Here is a 19,996-nt window from a genome sequence, read left to right on the forward strand (position 1 = left end):
CGACGGCGAATCGTCGGTATCAGCGCGTCGCGCGGTACTCGCCGTGTTTGACGCCGATCGCGAGCATGATCGCGCCGAACACGGCCATCGACGGCGTGACCATCATCAAGATTGTGTCCGTGCCCATACTAACCGGCATCATCACCATCGCGGCCGTTCCGATGGCGACGATCAGGACGAACGCGCCAATCGTCTTCGGCAGGTCGAGTGCCATACTCGTTTCTCGGGACCGGATCGGCCTAACGTTATCGAAACTGACTGTTCGTTCACCGGCAATCAAACGGGTACCGATTCGAAGAATCGCCGAAACTCACTCGGAGGGGCGAACCAGATTCGCCAGCGCCACGACGCTCCCGAAGAACCAGCCGAGCGGGAACGAAATGCCGACCCACATCGCCGCGTAGGCCGCCCCTTCGAGTTCGTAGTTCGACCGCAGGAACTCGTTGAGGCCGCCGACGTGGAGGACGTTATCGAGCGCCCAGGCGGCGAACTCGTAGCTGGGTTCGAGGATGACGCCCTCGAGCGAGGGGGTGACGAGGGCGGCGACGACCGGCGGGAGGAACAGCGCGGTCATCGCGAACGGATAGGCGAGGAGCACGGAGACGAACCGTCCGCCCGCCTTCGAGAACCCGGCTGCAAGCGCCGTCGAGACGGTTGCGACGGCACTGGCAGCGGCGATTGCGACGGTTTCGTCCATCGGGAGTTGCAGGTGAGCAACGACGGTTAGCGTCCCCCAGACCAGGAGGGCGATACCGGTAACGCCAACGATGCCGAGTCGCGTCCGTGTCGAGTCGAGTTTCGCCGCGTAGTAGCGGGTTGCAAAGCCGAGAACGGTAAGCGGATACATGACGAGTAGCCCGATCGTTCCGAGCACGCTCCAGGTGTAGTAGGCACTTTTCTGTGGAAGCGTTTCGGGTTGCCACTTTCCCATGACGGAGTGGCCGCGGCCGCGCTGTCGCGGGAAGACCAGTTCCATCCAGGCGCCGTGTAACTGGGTCAGGTCGGCCCTGATCGCGCCGACGATCCCCCCACCGCCGCCACGTTGCGTACGGGTTGACATACGTGAGCCAAAAAACTGACGTACCGTAAACTTTCCTCCTTTTCTGTGTTTCAGCCTTCTCTAGACGTATAGAATTGGACGGCGTCTCGATCCGACGGCCCGAAAGCGAGGTCCGCCTGTCAGTTCCAGGGACCGAACTCGGGATCGACCTGGCGACTCGTTTCGTCGATCGCGTCGATCGCGTCGATGTCTTCCTGCTCGAGTTCAAGCGCCAGGGAGTCCCAGTTGTCTTGAATGTGTTCTGCACCCGTTGCCTTCGGAATCGCGGTGACGCCCTTCTCGCGAAGCCAGGCGAGGCTGACCTGCGCTTCGCTGGCGTCGTGTTTGGCCGCGATATCCTGAATCGTCGGCTGTTCGAACACGTCACCGCGGGCCAGCGGCGAGTAAGCGACGACTTCGACGTCGTTTTGCTCGCAGGTTTCGCGGATCTCCTCCTGTGGCAGTAGCGGGTGGAGTTCGACCTGGTTTGCGAAGATCGGCGCGTCGCAGATGTCGACGGCGGTCTCGACCTGCTCGGGGAGGAAGTTGCTGACGCCGACGTTCTCGATCAGCCCCTCGTCGTACAGTTCCGAGAAGGCCGATAGCGTCTCCTCGGCGTCGTACGTTCGGGACGGCCAGTGGATGTACAGCAGGTCCAGATAGTCGACGCCGAGGCGGTCGATACTCGCGCGAGCGGTCTCGAGGACGTCGTCGTGGGAGAGGTTCGAGATCCAGATCTTGGTCGCGAGGAAGATGTCCTCGCGGTCGACGTTCGCGCGAGCGATACCCTCGCCGACCGCTTCCTCGTTGTCGTAGGCCTGCGCGGTGTCGATGTGGCGATACCCCGCTTCAAGCGCCGTTCGAACGCTTTCCGTACAGTCCTCCGGGTCGTCGTTCTGCCAGGTTCCGAGTCCGAGCATCGGCATGCCGTTTGCGGTCGGACACGTCTCTGGAGTGATCGTCTCACCGTTGTCAGCAACCATGTCCGAATCAAGGAACGGAACGCGAAAATGGGTTTGGGTTACGGATGGACTGTGATCACCAGAGACACACTCACACCGGCGGCGAACCGCCGGACCGAGTCGGGTTAGTACTTCGGACTGGCTCCCGTAATATCGTACACCTGGTCCATCAACGCATCGCGTTCTGCCTTCCAGGCGTCGAAGTGACCGGGGCTATCGGGATAGCTATCGTACACGTCCTTGAGCGAGCCGGCGGCGTCCTGGACCTTGTAGAGTTCATAAAGGGTTCCCCAGTGGCCGAAGGTCTTCATGACCGTCTTGAGCTTGAGCCCGAAACTCATCTCGGCGGTCCCCTTCTTGCCGATCGCGTCGACGAGTTGTTGGCCCGGAATGGCGGTGACGACAGAGACGAGTTCACCGAGGTCGTGGGCGGTGCCGAAGATGTTGTAGAGGTCCATCGCGGCGAAGCGCTTGCCGAAGTCGGTCTGGACGCGTTGGTTGTACTCCCAGAGGGCGGCTTCGCTCACGTCGCCGTCGGAGATCGCGTCGACGGCGACCTGTGCGGCCCAGTGGGCGGCCTTTGCGGCACCGGGGATTCCGCCGCCGGTACAGGGGTTGACGTGCCCCGCGGCGTCGCCGACGGCCACGTAGCCGGGGTGGACCGCCGAGTCGTAGGGTCGACGCGTCGGGAGCGCAGCGCCGAGTTTGTTCTTGACCGTGGCGTCTGCGAACTCGGCGCGATTGGCGATGTCGTTTTTGAGCACGTCGACGAGTTCCATCGGCTCCTCGGTCATCTGGAAGCCCAGGCCGGCGTTGATTTCGGTCGCCGAGCGCGGGAAGTACCAGAGATAGCCCAGTTCCTCGGTGGGCTTGAACACGAGCGCGTCGTCCCACTCGACCGGCTCGGGGATCTCGAGCACTTCGCGGTAGGCCGAGCAGAACTGCGAGTAGTTCACGTTCGTATCGAACGTCGAGGCGGAGAGGTCGGCCTTGTCCTGCAGGACCGAGAGCGCGCCCGCGGCGTCGATGACGACCTCGGCCCCGTACTCGAGGGGGTCGCCGTCCCTGACCGCGGTGACGCCCTGCACCGTGCCGTTCGGTTGAACCACGTCGTTGACGACCGTATTGTAGTGGATGTCGACGCCGGCCCGAGCGGTTTCCTCCAGGAGGATCTGGCCGTACTTCCAGCGGTCGACGACGCCGCCCGTCTCGTTGAACGGGATTTCGATCGTCTCCTCGGTCTCGGGGTTCTCGAAGACGGCGCGTTCGATCCCCTGGTTCGTAAACGCCTCGTCCTTGAGCCGCTCGCGATCGAGGACGTCGGGGAACGAACTCTTTCCTTTGATCCCGTCGCCGCAGGCGATGTATCCCCCTTCCTCCTCGCTTTTCCGTTCGAGGAGGACGACGTCGAGCCCTTCTCGGGCGGCGGTCGTCGCAGCGAAGCAGCCGGCAGTCCCCCCGCCGACGACCACAATATCGTAGGCCTCCGTAGCCGAAGTCATCTCTGTTCCGGTCGAAGGGTATCAAGAATAAAAAATACGTGGGAAGTGTTTTGATGCCGTCAGAAGGACGGAATCCCCGATTTCGGTGCGAGACCGAGCACCCGATCTCTCGTTACTGGTACATTCGAAGCGGCTGCGCCTGCGTACTCTGTTCCTGGCCGGCGGCTTGCATCTGCTGTGCGAGTTGCTCGCGCTTCTCGCGAATCTCCTCGGCCCGCTCGACGAGTTCGTGCACGTCGACGGAGAGGTCGGCGAGTGGCGCGATGGCGTCATCGAGGAGGACGCTCGCGGCCTCGGGATCGGGGAACTGCGGACTGCATTCGACGACGAGGCCGAGGCTGTCGTAGTCGGCCTGGGCGGCGTGGTTGATGAGCGCGCCGGTGGGGCCGGTAACCACGCCGTCCTCGGGAGGAACGTCGATTTTGCGGTCGTCGAGGAGGGTGGCCGCGTCGCCGGTCGCGATGCCGTAGAGGGCGGGTTGTCGGCCGTCGTCGCGTTCGGCCGGAAGGCCGCTGAGATAGAGCGGCGTCGCCCCGTGGTCGACGATCCAGTTTGTTATGCACTGAGCCACGTCACCGAGCGCTTCCGATCGAATCGGCGCGTCGCTCTGGAGAGCGAGCAGGTTGTGTTCCTCGCTGACGTAGAGGCGGACGGGCGGGCGCGCCGTCCGGTCGCCGCTTCGGTAGACGCCGACGCGGGGGAGTCCATCGCAGTGAACGCTCGCGTAGTAGCGCATATCGAGTTCGTCCACGAGGTGGTCGGTCGCGATCTTGCCGACGAGGCCGAGCCCGGGAAAGCCTTCGACGAAGGTGGGATTCTCGAGCGTAGCTTCGTCCCCCTGCAGGCTGATTCGTGCCATGAATTGGCAGACACGGCGGATCGCCATAAAAACGACGCCGGTCCGTGATCGGCGAACTCGTCGAGGCTCGGCCTTCGAAACCCACAAACGCCGGGCGGTCGAACCGGGTGCTAATGGAGCCATTCGAGCGGTATCGACCGATTATCGACGACTTCGAGGCGTTTCTCGCGGCCTGCGAGCGGCCACTCGGCAACGCCGTTCGCGTCAATACGATCAAGGCCTCGGTCGAACGCACGACGACCGCCCTTGAGGCGGACGGCGTCGCCTACGATCAGGCCGACTGGAACCCGCGCGTGCTTCGCCTCGAGACGAACTCGCCGGGATCGACGTGGACCTCGTTTCACGGCTTCACGCACGGCCAGGAGGAGGTTTCAGCGGTCCCGCCGGTCGTCCTCGATCCCCAGCCCGGCGACCGCGTCTGGGACTGCTGTGCGGCCCCCGGTGGGAAAGCGACTCAGCTCGCCGCGCTGATGGACGATCGCGGGACGGTCGTCGCGAACGACAGCAACCTCGGGCGCATCTCGGCGCTGCGGTTCAACGCCGAACGCCTCGGCGCGACCAGCCTCGCCGTAACGAACGACGACGCGCGCAACTACTCCCTGCAGCGGTTCCCGTTCGACGAGTTCGACCGCGCGCTCGTCGACGCGCCCTGCTCCTGTGAGGGGACGATCCGGAAGAACCCCGACGCGCTCGACAACTGGTCGCCGGACCACATCAACTCCGTTGCGGGCATTCAGAAGGGCATTCTCCGCCGCGCACTCCAGGCGACCCGCGAGGGCGGCACCGTCGTCTACTCGACGTGTACCTTCGCGCCCGAGGAGAACGAAGCCGTCGTCCAGCACGCCCTCGAGACGGAAGACTGCCGCGTCGTCGACTTCGATCTCGGTCTCGAGTACGCGCCCGGCCTCGCCGAGTGGGACGGCGAGACGTTCGACTCCTCGATCGAGCAGGCCGCGCGGATCTACCCGCACCACAACGACACGGGCGGCTTTTTCGTGGCGAAACTGGAGGTGACAGCCTGATGGGAGACGACACGACCGACGAGCGGGCCGACGACGCGGAGCGAGAACTCGAGCAAAACGTCGGCCAGCGGTTCGGCCGGCTGCCCGAAACCGCCGCCGATCGGACCGTCGAGGGCCGCGCCAGCCGCGAGGAGGTCCTCGAGTTCTTCGCGGATCGCTTCGCCGTTCCGCGGGAGACGTTCGACGATTACACCTTCTGGGAGAAGGGTGCAGGCAAGCTCTGGATCTACCGCGGCGAGGCCTCGACGCCGCTCGAGATCGAGGCCATCGGCATGACCTGTCTGCGAACCCGCCAGGAGCACTGGAAGCCGACGACGGACTTCGTCCAGCGCTTCGGCCACCACGCCAGCGAGTGCGTGATCGACCTGGAGCGCGAGCAGGCCCGACGCTTCGCCGCGGGCGAGGATCAAGAACTCGCGTGGGAGGGTGACTGGGGCTACCTGATCGCGGCCCACACCGTCGCGGGCGAGCGCGAACCGCTCGGCGTCGGCCTGTACGTCCACGGCGAACTGCGCTCGATGGTGCCGAAGGGACGCCAGCGCGACCTCTAATCGTATCGTCTTTTGTACGATCGGTCTCGTGAACCTCGCTCGCACGGCTACGAGGCTACGAGGGACTGACCGCCGAAGAACGACTTAGCCGCGGATGGCACCGTAGAGCGCCCGCACCGTCGTCGGACCGTTCTCGAGTACCGCCGACGGAAACCGCCGTCTCCCGCCCGCTAGCGCGAACTCGAGCGCCCGCGTCGCATCGTCGAGAACGCCTGCACCGTGACCGACGAGAATCCGATCCGGTTCGAGTTCACGAAGCGAGCGGGGCGGGTCGAGTCGGCGAACCAGTTCGAGTCCGATTCGCTCGTTGCCGACGGTATAGGGATCGGCGGTTCCCATCGATTCGGGGACGTACAGTGTGTTGTGATCGGCCCAGTACAGAATCACCTCGTTCCACAGCGGCATCGGCTCGCACCGAACGGTTCGGATCGATGGGTCGAACGATCCCTCGTAGTGTCGTACCGGTTCGGCCGTGCGCTCGTCGACCCGCCCCATCCATTCCGGGACCCAGATCGGCACGTCGTACCGGCGCGCGAACCGATCCGCATCGCGGGTATGCCAGTTCGAACAGATCGCGACGCCCGCAACGCTGTCCTCGCGGTCAGCGGTGAACTCGTCGAGCAGATCGTCGACGCCGGGTGCCCAGAGGGGATCGAGCAGCCAGATGCCATCGGCACCGACGACCGCGTGACTCGCTCGGCGGCCGCCTTCGTCGGGATGGGCCAGCCAGCCGACGCCGTCGTCCCAGCGATCGATCTCCCGGAACTCATAAGAGCCGCGTCGATCGTATATCACATTCGCCTCTCAACTCGAACGATACTAACCGTGTTCGGTTATTTTCTATATTAATGGGTGGAACGAAATCGGATAGCTCGATCGGATCGGCGTCTGTCCGGGCCTGGACTGAGGGTCGGGACCGGCCCCGACCACGCAACAGTCGAGTCGCGACCCGACGGCCGTTCACCTCAGCGCTCGACGACGGTGCCGCCGCGTAACCCCTCCCACTCGACCCGATAGCCGAGCGCAGAAAGTGCCGCGCTCGCGTCCGAAATATCGCGCTCCCCGAGTATCGACTCGACCTCGGCGAGTTCCATGCCTGCCTCGATCTCCTCGCGAAGCGAATCGAGCACCGCTGGCCGGACGAGCGTTCGCCCGACGAACTCGTGGTCCGGATAGCGCTTGTCGGCGAGCGCGTCCGTGCTGACGCCGTGGCGCGCTGCCAGGGTTTCGAGTTCAATCACGTCTGCGTCGGGCGTGAACTCGTCCGGTAGGTCGGCCGCGCTCTCGCGCACGAGATCCGTTTCGTACTCTCGGAGCACGTCGACGATATCCTTGAGGCGGACGGTACCCGAGTAGGGGATCGCCCGGTGGTCTCGCGTCTCGATCTCCTCGCCGACGCCGAGCGATTCGTCGACGGCGACGAGGAGGGCGACATCTTCCAGGGTCTCGAGTTGGGAGAGCTTCTTTTCGACGTATTCTGGGGTCCAAAAACCCATAATCTCGAAATAGACGCGAAAGTCGCCGCGGCCACCGTCTCCCGCGTCCGACGGGTTCTCGCGGGTGCTGCCAGCGGGACGATAGTCGAACGCGAAGTCGGGGATCATCACTCGCGTCCCCGTCGCGAGGGGCTCGGGCTCGCGCACGAGATCCCAGTCGAGGTCGACCCGTGAGAAGCGGGCGGCGAAGTCGGCCTCGACACTACTATCGAAGGTCACGTCGGCGACCGGCTCGGCGTCGGGGACGCCCACGGGGTCTTCGTGGGAGAGCGAAAGCGTCCGCTCGGTGCCGCGGTCGTCGATGGTGGCTTCGAGGTGCCACTCGTCGGCCTTCGCGATCGTTCGCAGGAGCCGCGCGAAGCGGGTGCCGTACCGCCGGGTTGCCCGGAAGAGGTGCGTCGGGCCGGTGACGACGATCTCGCGGTTACTCGCGATGTCGCCCGTCGTCCCGGCCGCGGCGTCCGGGTTGCGAATTTCGTACATCAACCGTAACCGCTTGATCGCCGACACCAGCGCCTTCGGATCGTTCGAGCGCACGCGCACCTCGGTCGCGTCGAACAGCGCCGTCTGAGCCAGCGAGAGGTTGTACTGGGCGAGCAGGCCGTCCGGGTCCCAGCGGGGCTCGACCGATTCGAGGACCTGCCGATCGTCGAGATCGGCGTACAGCGCGTGCTCGAGTTCGTCCGCCGAGAGCGAGAGCGACTCGCCGGCGCGGATGAGCGCCATCGCACGTTCGTCCCGATCCACGACGCCGACGGACTCGGCGGCCTCGAAGACGGCTTTGCGGGCGCGTTCGGGGTCGATCGCGGCGTCGGTTTCGAATGTCGACTCGCGCTCGACAAGCGCCGACAGGCCGCGGACGAGTTTGAAGTCGTCCGACTCGCGCTCGAGGTCCGTGAGAGCCGACTCGAGCGTTGCCCGCCGCTCGCCGACGTGGCCCTGATAGGTACCGATGACGCGGGCGGCGAGCGGGCGGTGCTCGCGCGTCGCGAACTGCGGGTGGAAGCCGCCGCCGGCGCGGGAGACGCGCAACAAGTCCTTCGTCAGCATCTCGGTCTATGTGGTGTTCCGGGCGAGGGTACCAAAAATGGCGCGGCTACCGCGATCCGCCTGCCGAACTCGAAAAGATCTTTAGGAGCCGTTCCTCCGTTGGACTGTGAACGCACTCCAACTGCAGATTACTTCGGACGAACTCGCCTCGACGCTCGAAGGCTATGTGCCGGCTCTTCTCGACGGGCTGGCGACTGCCGGACTCTTTCTCGTCTCGTTTGTACTCCTCTACTGGCTCGGCAAATCCGTTGTTATCAGCCTCACCGAACGGACGCTCGAACGCAGAGGGTTCAATCAGGGACTCATCTCGCTCGCGCGAAGCATCGTCTCCGCGCTCGTGTTGCTCGGCGCGATCGCACTCGCCGCCACCATCGCCGGCTTCGGGATGATTCTCGTCGGCCTCTCGGCGCTCGGCGGTGCCGTCGTCCTCGCCGTCGGGTTCGCGGCCCAGGACCTGATCGCGAACTTCGTCGCCGGCATCTTCATCGTCAAGGACGAACCGTTCACCGTCGGCGATACAATCGAGTGGGACGACAACCGGGGTATCGTCCGCGACATCCAACTGCGCGTCACGCGCCTCGAAACGCTCGACAACGAACTCGTGACGGTCCCCAACTCAGAACTCGCGAACTCGGTGCTCGTCAACTCGACGCGAAACGGCTTGCTCCGAGTGTCCTACGAGTTCGGCATCAGCTACGACGATGACATCGAGCGGGCACGAGCGGCCATCATCGACGAAGCCGAGCGGGTTCCGGGCGCGCTCACGGACCCTGCGCCGTCGGTGGCAGTCACCGATCTCGGCGATTCGTCGGTCGTCCTTTCCGGCCGCCTCTGGATCGATCCGATCGAGCATCGACCGCCGGCCGCGCGAACGGCGTTCGTCGAAGCCGTCAAGGAACGCTTCGACGCCGAGGGAATCGATATGCCGTATCCGCACGCCGAACTCGTGGGCGAAGTCGGGATCGACGAGCGTACTGAGATGAACTCTGCGTAGACTTGTCCCGTGTGGAGATCGAGGGTACCCGGTCTCAACTTCGGTATCGGAGTCGGAACCCACACTCATCACCGAGCGCAGGTCGGTTACTGACGCCGGTACTGCGTTAGTTCCACTTCGGCTCGTTCGTCCACCGAAGAAGCAATATTTCTCCCCTCGTATGCATGAGAATAACACAATTCTCGCTGGTCGCCGCATCCGGAACGCGCTGGTCGCCCTCTCTGGGGCTGTTCGGATGTCGTTCCGGCGACCAACAGGACGCGTAGTTTCACGAGGAAACGCTCGAACCGGCTGCTGAAACGGCGAACGAAGATATCCCGATCGACACCGTTTCCGCCTACTTCACCATCGAACTCGACGCCGTTGCCGAGGAGGAGCGGAATTTCCGTGGCTGGCGTCGTATTCCGAGTTAGGATCGACATCTGATCACGCGGATACTTGATAGAACCGACGCTCGACCAGGAATTCGTCATCGGGGGCGAGTAGCCGGTTCAAACGCCGAACGCGATCGAGCAGGCGGCCGCGGCGACGACCCAGCCTGCGCCCGTCCACGACACGACGAAAAATGCCTCGCGAGCGCTGGCTTCCGTCCAGTCGGAACTCACGTCGAGGCGGTCTCGCATTCCTTCGATGGTGCGTCCCATGCCAACCGCCGTCGACCACGCGGTGACGCCGAATCCGAGGACGAGAGCGCCGAGTGCGAACGCCGTGTCGGTTCCCGTCCGCGGCGTCCAGATCGACGCCAGCACCAGCGAGATGACCGTTCCGAGTGCGGCACCGACGGCGATCCAGCTCGCGGTGGCGACCACGAGGCGACGGGTGCGTTCGACGCGGGTCTCCGAGAGGGAGGACCCGGAGCCGGAACCGGAAGCAGGATCAGTCGACGGCATCCCGCATGCGTGGATCTAAGGCGTCTCGCATCCCATCGCCCAGGAGGTTGAATCCGAGTACCGTAAGCGCGAGGAACAGGCCGGGGAAGAACGACCACCACCACGCACCCGAGAACAGGCCGCGCTCGACGCCCTCGGAGAGCATCATGCCCCACGACGGATCGCCGGGGTTCGCGCCGAACCCGAGGAACGAGAGCGCTGCGATGTCGATGATAGCCAGGCCGTAGTTCAGCGTCGACTGGACGGTGATCGGTGCCAGGCAGTTCGGGAGGACGTGGCGAATCAACAGTCGCGGGTCGGTTGCACCGAGCGCTCGCGTCGCCTCGATGTATTCGTCTTCGAGGACCTTCAACGCGGCACCGCGGACGACCCGGGCGAACCGGGGCGTGTACACGAGCGTGAGCGCGATGACCGCACGCCACAGCCCCAGTGACTCGGGGAAGATAGTAACGAGCGCGAGCGCCAACAGCAGCGACGGGAACGACAGGAGAACGTCCATCGTCCGCATGATGACGTTGTCCGTGAGATCCCCGTAGTATGCCGCGACGATCCCGGCGGTGATACCGAGGACTGTGGACGCGAGTACGGTCGCGGTCCCGAATTTCAGCGCGTACCACGCGCCGTAGAGCACGCGCGGGAAGATGTCCCGGGCCTGCCCGTCCGTTCCGAACCAGAACTCGGCGCTCGGACCGACGGCCGTCGGGTGCGCACCGAATTGGGTGTCGACGATCGTGTCGAAATCGTACGCGAACCGAGCGTAGATGGCAACGACGAACATCCCGACGATGATACTGAGACCGATAACGGCGATGCGATTCGACAGCAGTCCCGTGAGAAACGGGTTGGCGCGGATGCGCTCGACGAAGCTGCGTTCGATGTCCGTGGACTGGGATTGCGATTGGGATTGGGTTTCCGTGCTCATTGGTCGATCCGTGGGTCGAGGATGGAGTACGTGATGTCGACGAAGAGGTTCACTACCGTGTACATGAACGCGAATACGAGGACCGTCGCCTGCACCACCGGGTAGTCGCTTTTATTGATGGCCTCCACGAGCAACGTTCCGATACCGTTGATCTGGAAGACGGTCTCGGTCAGCACGGAGCCGCCGAGCAACGAACCGAACTGGATGCCGATGATGGTGATGACGGGGATGAACGCGTTCTGGAGCCCGTGTTTCATGACCGTCGTCTTCGCGCCCTGACCTTTCGCGCGAGCCGTCCGCATGTAGTCCTGGCGAACGACCTCCAGCATCGACGACCGCATCATCCGCGAGATAAACGCCATCGAATAGATCCCGAGGACGACGACCGGCATGAACAGATGCCGAGCCGCCGACTGAAACGCTTCGAGGTCGCCGTCGAGCAAGGTGTCGACGAGGATGAATCCGGTCGTCGAGTCGATGAAGTGCGTGGAGCCGATGCGCCCGCTCGTCGGAAGCACGCCCAGAATCTGTGCGAACAACAGGATGAGGAGCGGCCCGCTCCAGTAGATCGGGATGCTGATACCGGTAAGCGCTCCGATCCGAGAGAAGTGATCGGTCAGCGAGTCCTTCTTGACGGCGCTCAGTATTCCGAGCGGCAGTCCGAACAGCAGCCCTGCGATCTGTCCAAGAATCGCGAGTTCGATCGTGATGGGGAGCCGGTCGGCGAGGATTTCGCCGACGGCAGTCCCGCGCCGAACCTGGTAGGAATCGCCGAACTCGAGCGTCGCAGTATCCTGTAGGAAACGGACGTACTGCTGCCACAGCGGATCGTTGAGTCCGAGATCAGTTCGAATCTGCTCGACGAAGGATCGACTCGCTCGTTCGCCCGCGATGGTGACTGCAGGGTCACCCGGGGAAAGGTGGAGAATCGCAAAGACGACTGTTGCCACTCCGAACAGCACCGGGCCGAGCAACAGCAGGCGTTTGGCTACAAACCGTTTTGAGACCATGATTGGAGTATGGAGTCTGTCGTATGCGGAAGGGTATCGAGACCCTAAATAGCTCCCGACACCCGGCTGCGGTTAGTCGAGTTCAACCAGATGGAGGTGCGGGCCGCCGATGGCTGACACCTCGTAATTGCTGACGTTGCTGCGGACGCCGCGGATTTCGTCGGCGTAGTCGAGGTAGACCCACGGCGCTTCGTCGTGGGCGATCTGGGCCGCCTGGTTGTAGAGTTCAGTGCGTTCGTCTTCGGCCGCCGTCTGTTGGGCCTCCTCGACGAGATCCATGAACTCCTGGTTCGCCCACGCACCGCGGTTGGAGGTGTTGTAGCCCTCCGTGCTCCAGTCGACCCAGTCCTGTCCGTCGGGGGATTCGACCTGGGGATGGAGGAGGACGTAGTAGAAGTTGTCCGGGTCGGCGTTGTCGGTGTACCAGCCGGACAGCGACGCGTCGTGATTGCCCTCGCTGGTGTACGTGAGATAGTCATCGAACTGCCGCTCGTCGATAGTGACGTCGATGCCGATTTCGTCGAGATCCGTTCGGATGGTCTCCGCCGTCGGCAGCGGGGCCGGGTTGTAGCCGCGAGCGTTCTGGAACGTCGTCAGGTCGAAGGCGAAGCCGTCACCGTACCCGGCGTCGTCGAGCAGGGACTGCGCTTGCTCAGGATCGTGCGGGTACGGATCGAGATCGTCGTTGTATCCGAACAGCGCCGGCGGACACGGCTGGTCGGCCTGCTCCGCAATGCCGGAGTACACTTCGTTGACGATGGACTCGGTGTCGATGGCGTAACTGATGGCCTGGCGGACCCGCGCGTCGCGGAACGCCTCCACGCGGGACTGGTTGAACACCATGTACCCGATGTTGATTCCCTGCCCCGACTGGACGTCAACGGCGTCGGAGTCTTCGACGCTCTGGATGTTATCGGGTCCGAGGTTGTCGATGATCTCGAGTTCGCCTTCGACGAGGGCCTGCGTGCGCGTGGAGTTCTGTCCGCGTTCGATGAACAGCAGTTCCTCCACGTTCGGGCCGTCTCCCCAGTAGTTGTCGTTCGGCGTGAGCAGGATGCGGCCGTTCGAGGTGTCGAGTTCGTCGAGCTGGAACGGGCCGGTTCCGTTAGCGTCCGCGTTGAAGTCGAAGTCGCCCTCGATGTCGTCCTGCGAGAGGACGACGGCGGCGAACATCGCGAGGTTGCGCAGGAACGGTGCGTAGGGTTGCGTAAGCGTGATGTTCAGCGTGTAATCGCCGTCCGCCGAGATTTCCTCGATCCAGTTCCCGAGCGTGAACGGCCCGTAGGTGGACGCGTCCGTGAAGTAGTAATCGTACTCCTCGTCGACGAACCGCCGATAGGTCGCGATGAAGTCGTCGGCGGTGAAGTCCGTACCGTCGTCGAACTGTGCATCCTCGCGCAGTTCGATCGTGACGTCCTCTTCCTCCATCGACCAGTCGATCGCGAGACTCTCCGTGATAGCCGCTTCGCCGGGTTCGAAATCGATGAGCCCGTCGTAAATCTGGTTCGTGACCTTCGAAACCTCGCCGCTGGTCGTGTTCTGCGGATCGAGGGTGGCCGAGTGGGAACTGCGACCGTACCGGAGCGTGCCGCCGCCGTCACCGCTCCCCCCGAGACAGCCGGACAGTGAACTCGCCGCAGTTGCAACGACCGCGGCGCTACCGGCAGACTGCAGGAAACTACGCCTGGACACCTGTCTGTCATTATCTGTCATATGAGTATCCCGGGGTCCAACATATATAATACTACCGGAAGGAGTGGAGAGAAGGTGGACAGTTGACGACACTCTGAGAGTTTCGATTACTGGATCTGGAGAAAATCCCTATAAACGGGGGAGGAACACAAGTCTAACCGATCCAAGAGTGCCGTCTCGGAGATACTGCGACACCGCAGTGGCTCGATCCGTCACTACCGCGGCCGGGCCGGTCACTCGCCGTCGGTGAAACGGTGACAGGCCGCCGGGTGATCGGCGTTGCCGAGTGCGGGATTCTTTCGCTCGCAGACGCTCTCGAACGTGTCCATGAGGACGGCCTCGGCGGCCTCCCAGTCGCCATCGGCGAGGTGGCGGTACGACTCGTCGACCGCGCGGCGAGCGCGTCCCGAGAGCTGTCCGTCGAAGAACTGCGCGTCGAGCGCCGCGGCGAGGTCGTCGCCCCCGTCTGCGACCGCGCGCGGCGTTGGTGCATCATCGACAGCCAACTTCCGGGTGGCCTCGAGATCGATGTCGCGGGCCGCGACGCGTTGTCGGTAGAACATCACCTCGCGGTAGCGCTCCTGCTCGATATCGAGTTCATCCGGCGGGATGATCGCGGGACACCGCGTCCAGAAGTGACAGCCCGAGGGCGGGTCGATGGGTGATGGAACGTCCCCCTTCAGAACGGTGCGGTCTGTGGTGTCCGCGAGCGGATCCGGTTCGGGAATCGCGGACAACAACGCGTTCGTATAGGGGTGTTTCGGATCCGCGAACAGGTCGTCCGTCGCCGCGATCTCGACGATCTCGCCGAGGTACATCACCGCCACGCGATCCGAGATGTGCCGGACGACCGAGAGATCGTGGGCGATAAAGAGGTACGTCAACCCGAACTCTTCTTGCAGGTCCTCCAGGAGATTGATGATTTGTGCCTGGACGGACACGTCGAGCGCCGACACCGGCTCGTCGGCGACGATGAAGTCTGGATCGACCGCGAGGGCGCGGGCGATGCCGACGCGCTGGCGCTGGCCGCCGGAGAGTTCGTGTGGATAGCGGCCGTACTGACTCTCGTCGAGTCCGACTTCTTCGAGGAGTTCGAGGACACGGCGACGGCGAACCGCGCGCTTCGAGTCGCCCGCAGCAATGTCCACGTGCACGCTCGTGATGTCGCCGTCCTCTCGCGTCACGTCCGTCGTCACGTCGAGTTCTCCGTCGACAGCCACGGACACCTCGTTGTCCGCCGCGGAGACGTCTATGGGGACGACGGTTTCGCCGTCGGTACTGCCGAGTACTGCATCCACGTTGTCCGCGACGTCGACGGATACCGCGTCCGCTGGAACATCGGTCGTCGAGACGGCCGCGCGCGTTACGATGTCGGGGTCGGACTCCGGGAGCCCGTGAATCTTCAGCGGCTCCATGATGGTCTGCCCGACGGTCATCCGCGGGTCCAGACTCGACATCGGGTCCTGAAACACCATCTGCATGTCCTTGCGCTTCTCCCGCAGTTCCGACTTCGAGAGGTCACCGAGGTCTTCGCCGGCGAACACCACCGTGCCGTCCGTCGGCGGATTGAGGTGGAGGATGGCCCGACCCGCAGTCGACTTTCCACAGCCGGATTCGCCGACCAGTCCGAGCGTTTCGCCCTTGTGAACGTCGAAACTCACGCCGTCGACGGCCTTCACGCTCGGCTGTTCGCCGAAAAACCGGTCGAGAACGCCGTCTTCCTGCTCGTAGTACTTTTGCATCCCCCGGAGAGTGACGATCGGTTCGCCGACGTCGTGTTCGGTCACGGATACGACACCCTCCGTGCCGTACTCGCTCTCGTCGAAGTCCTCGAGGAGGCACTTCGATCGGTGGTCGACGTCCTCCGGGCCGTGCTGGAGCGACGGCATCTCGCCGGTTCGGCACTCGGGCGTAACCCACGGACACCGGTCGGCGAAGTGACAGCCGTCGGGCATCTCGATGAGGTCGGGAACGTTTCCCTCGATCGGGGTCAGGCGCTCTTTTTCCTCCGTCGGAAGCGACTCCAAGAGCGTGTAGGTGTACGGATGGCTCGGGTTGTAGAATATCTCCTCGACGGGGCCTTCTTCGACGATTTCGCCGGCGTACATCACCGCGACCCGGTCGCAGGTCTCCGCGACCACGCCGAGGTCGTGAGTGATCATCAGCACCGACATTCCGAACTCGTCCTGGAGGTCGTCGATGAGATCGAGGATCTGTGCCTGGATGGTCACGTCGAGGGCGGTCGTCGGTTCGTCGGCGATGAGCAGACCGGGACGACACGCGAGCGCGATAGCGATGAGGACGCGCTGGCGCATGCCGCCGGAGAACTCGTGGGGGTACTCCTCGAGTCGCGTGGTCGCCTCGGGGATGCCGACTTCGGTGAGAATTTCGACAACATCTTCGACGATTTCTTCGTCGTGCTCGCTGCCGCCGATCTCCGGAAGAATTTCCCGGATAGCGTTCAGCCACGTGTCGCGTTTCCGCTCGCCGTACCGGTGAAGCCGCAGGGATTCTGCGACCTGCTCGCCGACGGTCATCGCGGGGTTCAGGGACGTCATCGGATCCTGGAAGATCATCCCCATCTCGCTGCCGCGGACCTTCCGCATCGCCTCTTCGGGAGCGGCTGTCAGATCGACGACGCCGTCTTCGACTGCGATCGCGTCGGCGTCCGCACCGTTCTTGAATCGCTCTCGCGCTGCCTCGTCCAGATAGACGAATCCGGTGGTGGCGTCCTCGACGGCATCTTCGACGGCGTCCGCGACGACGGACTCGGTCGCGCCGTCGTCGAGTCGATCGGCGGCGTCCCGGAGGGCCGACCCGAGATCCGCGGGATCGGTACGACCGGCGAGGTCAGTAGCCATACTCCGAAGTTCGGGGCTGGCCGAGACGACGCTGTCACCAACGCGAAGGTCACCGGCGACTTCACGGAGTGCGTCGACGAGTTCGAATGGGTACGGGACGACGGCGTCGTCGTACTCGGCCGCGAGATCCGCGGCGAGTTCGGCGCGTCGCAGGAACACATGCCCGTCGACGATGTGTCCCGGATCGTCCACGAGGTCCATCGCCGAGAGTGCTGTCACGCTCTTCCCGGATCCGGACTCACCGACGAGGCCGACGGTTTCGCCCTCCTCGATCGTGAGGTCGATCCCATCAACGGCCTTTACTGCGCCGCGTTTGGTGTCGAACTGCGTGCGGAGCCCGGAGATGGAAAGGAGATCGGTCATTGACAGCAGTTCTCGAGGCTGTGATCAAATACCTTGCGGGACTTGACAACGCTTATCTCTGGGGGTGCCCGCGGTGCAGACATGAACGAGAATCCAGCGGATACCGTTCCAGGTGACGGTCAGGCCCAGTCGGGCTGGCAATCCGTTATCGAGGACATGGCGGCGACAGCCGACGAGTTCCGCAGTCGAGGGTGGACGACTCTCGAACTCCACCCCGGCGACTCCGTCCTCGTCGATTCCGACCGGCGCACCGGCCTCGACGTTGTCGTTCCCGGTCCCGAGTACGAGGAGCTCGAGTCGGTGACCGAGGACTGTGCGTTCGCAGACGTGGACGTGTTTCGGGCGGAGCACGGCAGCATGCTTTTCCTGCTTATCGTGGAGAAAGATCCGACCAACGAGACGGCCGTGTTCGTGCCCGCCTATTACGACCCGGGCTCCAGCCAGACGAAACTCGAACGCGTTCGCGAATCCGGCGACCTCCGCTTGTTCTGTAGACGGTTGAACGGCGACTACGTCGAGTTCGTCCACGGCGACGTCGCCCCGTTCCTTCCCGAGGCGCTGCAGGGTGAGACGTAAGCAGCCGTAGCAACAGGCCCGATCGGCTTCCGTCTGCTTCGAAAACGGTGAGTTAGAAGGGCGGTCGCCGCTTCACCGCCGGCGCTCGGCCACGTTCTCCTCGCCCGTCTCGCTGCTGATCACCTCGTACAGCAACGCGCGGCTCCCGTCCGATTTCGGCCTGAGTACCCGCCCCAGCCGCTGGGTGAACTCGCGCTCGCTGCCGCTGCCCGAGAGGACGACGGCGACGTTGGCGTCCGGTACGTCTACTCCCTCGTCTAACACGTTCGACGTCGCGATCCGGGAGTACGTCCCATCGCGAAAACGGTCCAGGATCTCGCGTCGCTCCGCCGCCCCGGTCTGGTGCGTGATCGTCGGGACGAGAAAGCGCTCGCTCACGTCGTAGGCCAGGTCGTTGTAGGCGGTAAAGATGATGATCCGGTCGTCGCGGTGGTCGTCGAGGATACCCTGAAGCGCGTCGAGTTTGGCCTCGCTGCCGCGGGCGATTTCGCGGGCGCGCTGGCGGGCGAGCAGCGCCTCCCGTGCGTCGGGATCGTTCCCCGAGCGCTTGACGAGTTCTCGATAGTCCGAGCCGCTTTGCATCCGGATATTCGATCGGGCGAGATAGTCGGCGAAGACCTGCTGTTTTTCGTCGTACGCTGCTCGTTCGGCCGGCGTGAGCGACACCTCGAGTCGCTTGAGGTCGTAGGCGGCGAGGTGGTCGCCCGCCAGTTCGTCGACCGCGACGCGGTGGACGAGCGGGCCGACGATTTCGGCGACGATCTCGTGGGCCTCGTCCGGCCGTTCGAACGTCGCGGTGAGCCCGAGTCGGGCGGGTGCGGCGAGCAGGCGGGCGATGTCGCGGTACCCTTCGCCGCCGAGGTGGTGGACCTCGTCGAAGACGACGAATCCGAACCGGTCGCCGACCGAATCGGCCTTGAGGTACGCCGAGTCGTACGTCGACACCGTGATCGGTTCCAGTCGCTGTTCGCCCCCGCCGAAGCGACCGATCGGACAGTTGAACTCGCGCTCGAGTTCGCGTTCCCACTGTTCGAGCAGGTCGATCGTCGGGACGACGACGAGGGTCGGGACGGACAGCCGTTCGATGGCCGCGAGTGCGATGACGGTTTTCCCGCTGCCGGTGGGGAGTTCGAGGACGCCGGCGGGGGCGCGAGCGCTGGCGAGCGGGCCGTCGTCGCCCGGGGCTGGCACGTCGGCCCACCGGTCGGTTTCGAGCCAGTCGGTGAGCGCCTCGCGCTGGTACGCGCGGAGTTCGTAGGCCGAGTGCAGGACGGGATCCGAAGCCGAAGCCGAATCTGAGTCCGAGCCCGAACTCGAGGCCGAAAGCGCAGGCAGGTCGAGAACGCGATCATCGATCGCGACGGCAGAGTTCGCTTCGGAGTCGGTTTCGAGCGCAGCGAGCCCGCGACGAAGCGCGGCGTACCGGAACGCTGGCGCGCGCCAGCCGTCCGTTCGAGGATCGCGCTCGAGTTCGCTGTCGGGGACGGTGCGTCGGAGCGACTCGGCGGTCGCGGGATCGAGTTCCGGAAGCCGAACCGTTCCGTCCTCGTAGTGGAGTTCGACGGGCAGCGTGTCCGAGGTCCGCGTCACGGTCGATGGTCGGGGAGAGAGATACATATACTGTTGGATGGGCGACGCCGTCGCGCGGGGACCGGAGTCGACACGCGGGCCAGCAGGGGTGCTTCGACACGCGGGATAATGTGGGTGCGGAGACGAGGTGTGGTATGCCGACGTACCAACATACCTCCGTCGTTCCCGCCGATTTCGCGACCGTGTGGTCGTTTTACGACGCTATCGAGGGATTAGAAGCGCTGACGCCCGAATGGCTCGGTGGCCGCGTGTCTCGGGTCGTCGGTCCGGACGGAACGGTCGCCCCGGACGAGTTCCGCGTCGGGACGGAAGTCCACCTGACGATTCAGCCGTTCAATTGCGGTTTCCTTCCGGAACGCGAGTGGGTCGTTTCGATCACCGATCGCGAGATGAGCGACGACCGCGCGGCGTTCGTCGACGAGCAGGTCGGCGACCGCGGCCCGTTCGAGACCTGGCGACACACCCACCGGTTCGCGGCGCTCGACGGCGATACCGTTCTCCACGATCGGATAACGTACCGCGTGCCGACCGCGGGAGACTTCCCCGTGATGACGCCGTTTCTCGCGGGATTCCTCCGGTATCGCCATCGCCGAACTCGCGCGTTGCTCGCCGAGTAA

General features: G+C 64.2%; 18 protein-coding genes. 5 read left to right on the top strand and 13 right to left on the bottom strand.

Annotated elements, in window-relative coordinates:
• Positions 1-19: 19 nt before the first annotated feature.
• The 5 genes from SM755_RS18685 to SM755_RS18705 all read right to left on the bottom strand — a co-directional run bounded on the left by SM755_RS18685 (position 20) and on the right by SM755_RS18705 (position 4,362).
• The gene (locus tag SM755_RS18685) at positions 20-214 is read right to left on the bottom strand and encodes a hypothetical protein (protein WP_323173965.1); all 195 of its coding nucleotides are present in this window, start codon (positions 212-214) and stop codon (positions 20-22) included.
• A gap of 96 nt (positions 215-310) precedes the next feature.
• Positions 311-1,060 carry a hypothetical protein gene (locus tag SM755_RS18690; RefSeq protein WP_323173966.1) on the bottom strand — a complete coding sequence of 250 codons (750 nt, stop codon included), beginning with the start codon at positions 1,058-1,060 and terminating at the stop codon, positions 311-313.
• A gap of 119 nt (positions 1,061-1,179) precedes the next feature.
• A complete protein-coding gene (locus tag SM755_RS18695) occupies positions 1,180-2,022 on the bottom strand; it encodes an aldo/keto reductase (RefSeq protein WP_323173967.1) in 843 nt (280 codons plus the stop codon).
• Between the two features lie 104 nt (positions 2,023-2,126).
• Positions 2,127-3,503, bottom strand: coding sequence for a geranylgeranyl reductase family protein (locus SM755_RS18700; RefSeq protein WP_323173968.1), 1,377 nt, complete (start codon positions 3,501-3,503; stop codon positions 2,127-2,129).
• A gap of 112 nt (positions 3,504-3,615) precedes the next feature.
• Positions 3,616-4,362: a proteasome assembly chaperone family protein gene (locus SM755_RS18705; RefSeq protein WP_323173969.1), complete on the bottom strand. Its 747-nt coding sequence runs from the start codon at positions 4,360-4,362 to the stop codon at positions 3,616-3,618.
• A gap of 113 nt (positions 4,363-4,475) precedes the next feature.
• Here SM755_RS18705 and SM755_RS18710 point away from each other — a divergent pair, with 113 nt between their 5' ends.
• Together SM755_RS18710 and SM755_RS18715 are read left to right on the top strand one after the other, a co-directional pair.
• Positions 4,476-5,384, top strand: a complete 909-nt coding sequence (locus tag SM755_RS18710) for an RsmB/NOP family class I SAM-dependent RNA methyltransferase (protein ID WP_323173970.1) — start codon at positions 4,476-4,478, stop codon at positions 5,382-5,384.
• Positions 5,384-5,935, top strand: coding sequence for a hypothetical protein (locus SM755_RS18715; protein ID WP_006666441.1), 552 nt, complete (start codon positions 5,384-5,386; stop codon positions 5,933-5,935). The genes SM755_RS18710 and SM755_RS18715 overlap by 1 nt, the downstream gene beginning before the upstream one ends.
• An 84-nt stretch (positions 5,936-6,019) precedes the next feature.
• Here SM755_RS18715 and SM755_RS18720 read toward each other — a convergent pair whose 3' ends face one another.
• Complete coding sequence (locus SM755_RS18720; RefSeq protein WP_323173971.1) at positions 6,020-6,730, bottom strand: hypothetical protein; 711 nt, start codon at positions 6,728-6,730, stop codon at positions 6,020-6,022.
• Between the two features lie 170 nt (positions 6,731-6,900).
• Complete coding sequence (locus tag SM755_RS18725) at positions 6,901-8,481, bottom strand: DUF790 family protein (protein ID WP_323173972.1); 1,581 nt, start codon at positions 8,479-8,481, stop codon at positions 6,901-6,903.
• 106 nt (positions 8,482-8,587) lie between these two features.
• Between SM755_RS18725 and SM755_RS18730 the strand changes: the two genes are divergently transcribed.
• Positions 8,588-9,475 carry a mechanosensitive ion channel family protein gene (locus SM755_RS18730; RefSeq protein ID WP_323173973.1) on the top strand — a complete coding sequence of 296 codons (888 nt, stop codon included), beginning with the start codon at positions 8,588-8,590 and terminating at the stop codon, positions 9,473-9,475.
• A 491-nt stretch (positions 9,476-9,966) separates the two neighbouring features.
• Here SM755_RS18730 and SM755_RS18735 read toward each other — a convergent pair whose 3' ends face one another.
• The 5 genes from SM755_RS18735 to SM755_RS18755 all read right to left on the bottom strand — a co-directional run bounded on the left by SM755_RS18735 (position 9,967) and on the right by SM755_RS18755 (position 17,213).
• Positions 9,967-10,365, bottom strand: coding sequence for a hypothetical protein (locus tag SM755_RS18735; protein ID WP_323173974.1), 399 nt, complete (start codon positions 10,363-10,365; stop codon positions 9,967-9,969).
• Positions 10,352-11,287 carry an ABC transporter permease gene (locus tag SM755_RS18740; RefSeq protein WP_323173975.1) on the bottom strand — a complete coding sequence of 312 codons (936 nt, stop codon included), beginning with the start codon at positions 11,285-11,287 and terminating at the stop codon, positions 10,352-10,354. The genes SM755_RS18735 and SM755_RS18740 overlap by 14 nt, the downstream gene beginning before the upstream one ends.
• A complete protein-coding gene (locus tag SM755_RS18745) occupies positions 11,284-12,297 on the bottom strand; it encodes an ABC transporter permease (protein ID WP_323173976.1) in 1,014 nt (337 codons plus the stop codon). Before SM755_RS18745 ends, SM755_RS18740 begins: the two co-directional genes overlap by 4 nt.
• A gap of 72 nt (positions 12,298-12,369) precedes the next feature.
• Positions 12,370-14,010 (bottom strand): ABC transporter substrate-binding protein, encoded by a 1,641-nt coding sequence (locus SM755_RS18750; RefSeq protein ID WP_323173977.1) that lies wholly within the window; start codon positions 14,008-14,010, stop codon positions 12,370-12,372.
• Positions 14,011-14,222: 212 nt separating this feature from the next.
• Entirely contained in the window at positions 14,223-17,213 is a 2,991-nt protein-coding gene (locus SM755_RS18755; protein ID WP_323173978.1) for an ABC transporter ATP-binding protein, read from the bottom strand.
• A gap of 81 nt (positions 17,214-17,294) precedes the next feature.
• Here SM755_RS18755 and SM755_RS18760 point away from each other — a divergent pair, with 81 nt between their 5' ends.
• Positions 17,295-17,789, top strand: coding sequence for a hypothetical protein (locus SM755_RS18760; protein ID WP_323173979.1), 495 nt, complete (start codon positions 17,295-17,297; stop codon positions 17,787-17,789).
• A 72-nt stretch (positions 17,790-17,861) separates the two neighbouring features.
• On the opposite strand, the gene SM755_RS18765 is transcribed toward SM755_RS18760, so the two are convergent.
• Positions 17,862-19,406, bottom strand: a complete 1,545-nt coding sequence (locus SM755_RS18765; RefSeq protein ID WP_323173980.1) for a DEAD/DEAH box helicase family protein — start codon at positions 19,404-19,406, stop codon at positions 17,862-17,864.
• Positions 19,407-19,513: 107 nt separating this feature from the next.
• Between SM755_RS18765 and SM755_RS18770 the strand changes: the two genes are divergently transcribed.
• Positions 19,514-19,996 (top strand): SRPBCC family protein, encoded by a 483-nt coding sequence (locus SM755_RS18770; protein ID WP_323173981.1) that lies wholly within the window; start codon positions 19,514-19,516, stop codon positions 19,994-19,996.

It is taken from the genome of Natrialba sp. PRR66, from assembly GCF_034808065.1.
Lineage (GTDB): Archaea > Halobacteriota > Halobacteria > Halobacteriales > Natrialbaceae > Natrialba > Natrialba aegyptia.

What these genes read in the sequence shown, in the direction of transcription:
- SM755_RS18685 (WP_323173965.1), bottom strand. Translation starts at nt 214, where the DNA reads ATGGCACTCGACCTGCCGAAGACGATTGGCGCGTTCGTCCTGATCGTC.
- SM755_RS18690 (WP_323173966.1), bottom strand. Translation starts at nt 1,060, where the DNA reads ATGTCAACCCGTACGCAACGTGGCGGCGGTGGGGGGATCGTCGGCGCG.
- SM755_RS18695 (WP_323173967.1), bottom strand. Translation starts at nt 2,022, where the DNA reads ATGGTTGCTGACAACGGTGAGACGATCACTCCAGAGACGTGTCCGACC.
- SM755_RS18700 (WP_323173968.1), bottom strand. Translation starts at nt 3,503, where the DNA reads ATGACTTCGGCTACGGAGGCCTACGATATTGTGGTCGTCGGCGGGGGG.
- SM755_RS18705 (WP_323173969.1), bottom strand. Translation starts at nt 4,362, where the DNA reads ATGGCACGAATCAGCCTGCAGGGGGACGAAGCTACGCTCGAGAATCCC.
- SM755_RS18710 (WP_323173970.1), top strand. Translation starts at nt 4,476, where the DNA reads ATGGAGCCATTCGAGCGGTATCGACCGATTATCGACGACTTCGAGGCG.
- SM755_RS18715 (WP_006666441.1), top strand. Translation starts at nt 5,384, where the DNA reads ATGGGAGACGACACGACCGACGAGCGGGCCGACGACGCGGAGCGAGAA.
- SM755_RS18725 (WP_323173972.1), bottom strand. Translation starts at nt 8,481, where the DNA reads ATGCTGACGAAGGACTTGTTGCGCGTCTCCCGCGCCGGCGGCGGCTTC.
- SM755_RS18735 (WP_323173974.1), bottom strand. Translation starts at nt 10,365, where the DNA reads ATGCCGTCGACTGATCCTGCTTCCGGTTCCGGCTCCGGGTCCTCCCTC.
- SM755_RS18740 (WP_323173975.1), bottom strand. Translation starts at nt 11,287, where the DNA reads ATGAGCACGGAAACCCAATCCCAATCGCAATCCCAGTCCACGGACATC.
- SM755_RS18745 (WP_323173976.1), bottom strand. Translation starts at nt 12,297, where the DNA reads ATGGTCTCAAAACGGTTTGTAGCCAAACGCCTGCTGTTGCTCGGCCCG.
- SM755_RS18750 (WP_323173977.1), bottom strand. Translation starts at nt 14,010, where the DNA reads ATGACAGATAATGACAGACAGGTGTCCAGGCGTAGTTTCCTGCAGTCT.
- SM755_RS18755 (WP_323173978.1), bottom strand. Translation starts at nt 17,213, where the DNA reads ATGACCGATCTCCTTTCCATCTCCGGGCTCCGCACGCAGTTCGACACC.
- SM755_RS18760 (WP_323173979.1), top strand. Translation starts at nt 17,295, where the DNA reads ATGAACGAGAATCCAGCGGATACCGTTCCAGGTGACGGTCAGGCCCAG.
- SM755_RS18765 (WP_323173980.1), bottom strand. Translation starts at nt 19,406, where the DNA reads ATGTATCTCTCTCCCCGACCATCGACCGTGACGCGGACCTCGGACACG.
- SM755_RS18770 (WP_323173981.1), top strand. Translation starts at nt 19,514, where the DNA reads ATGCCGACGTACCAACATACCTCCGTCGTTCCCGCCGATTTCGCGACC.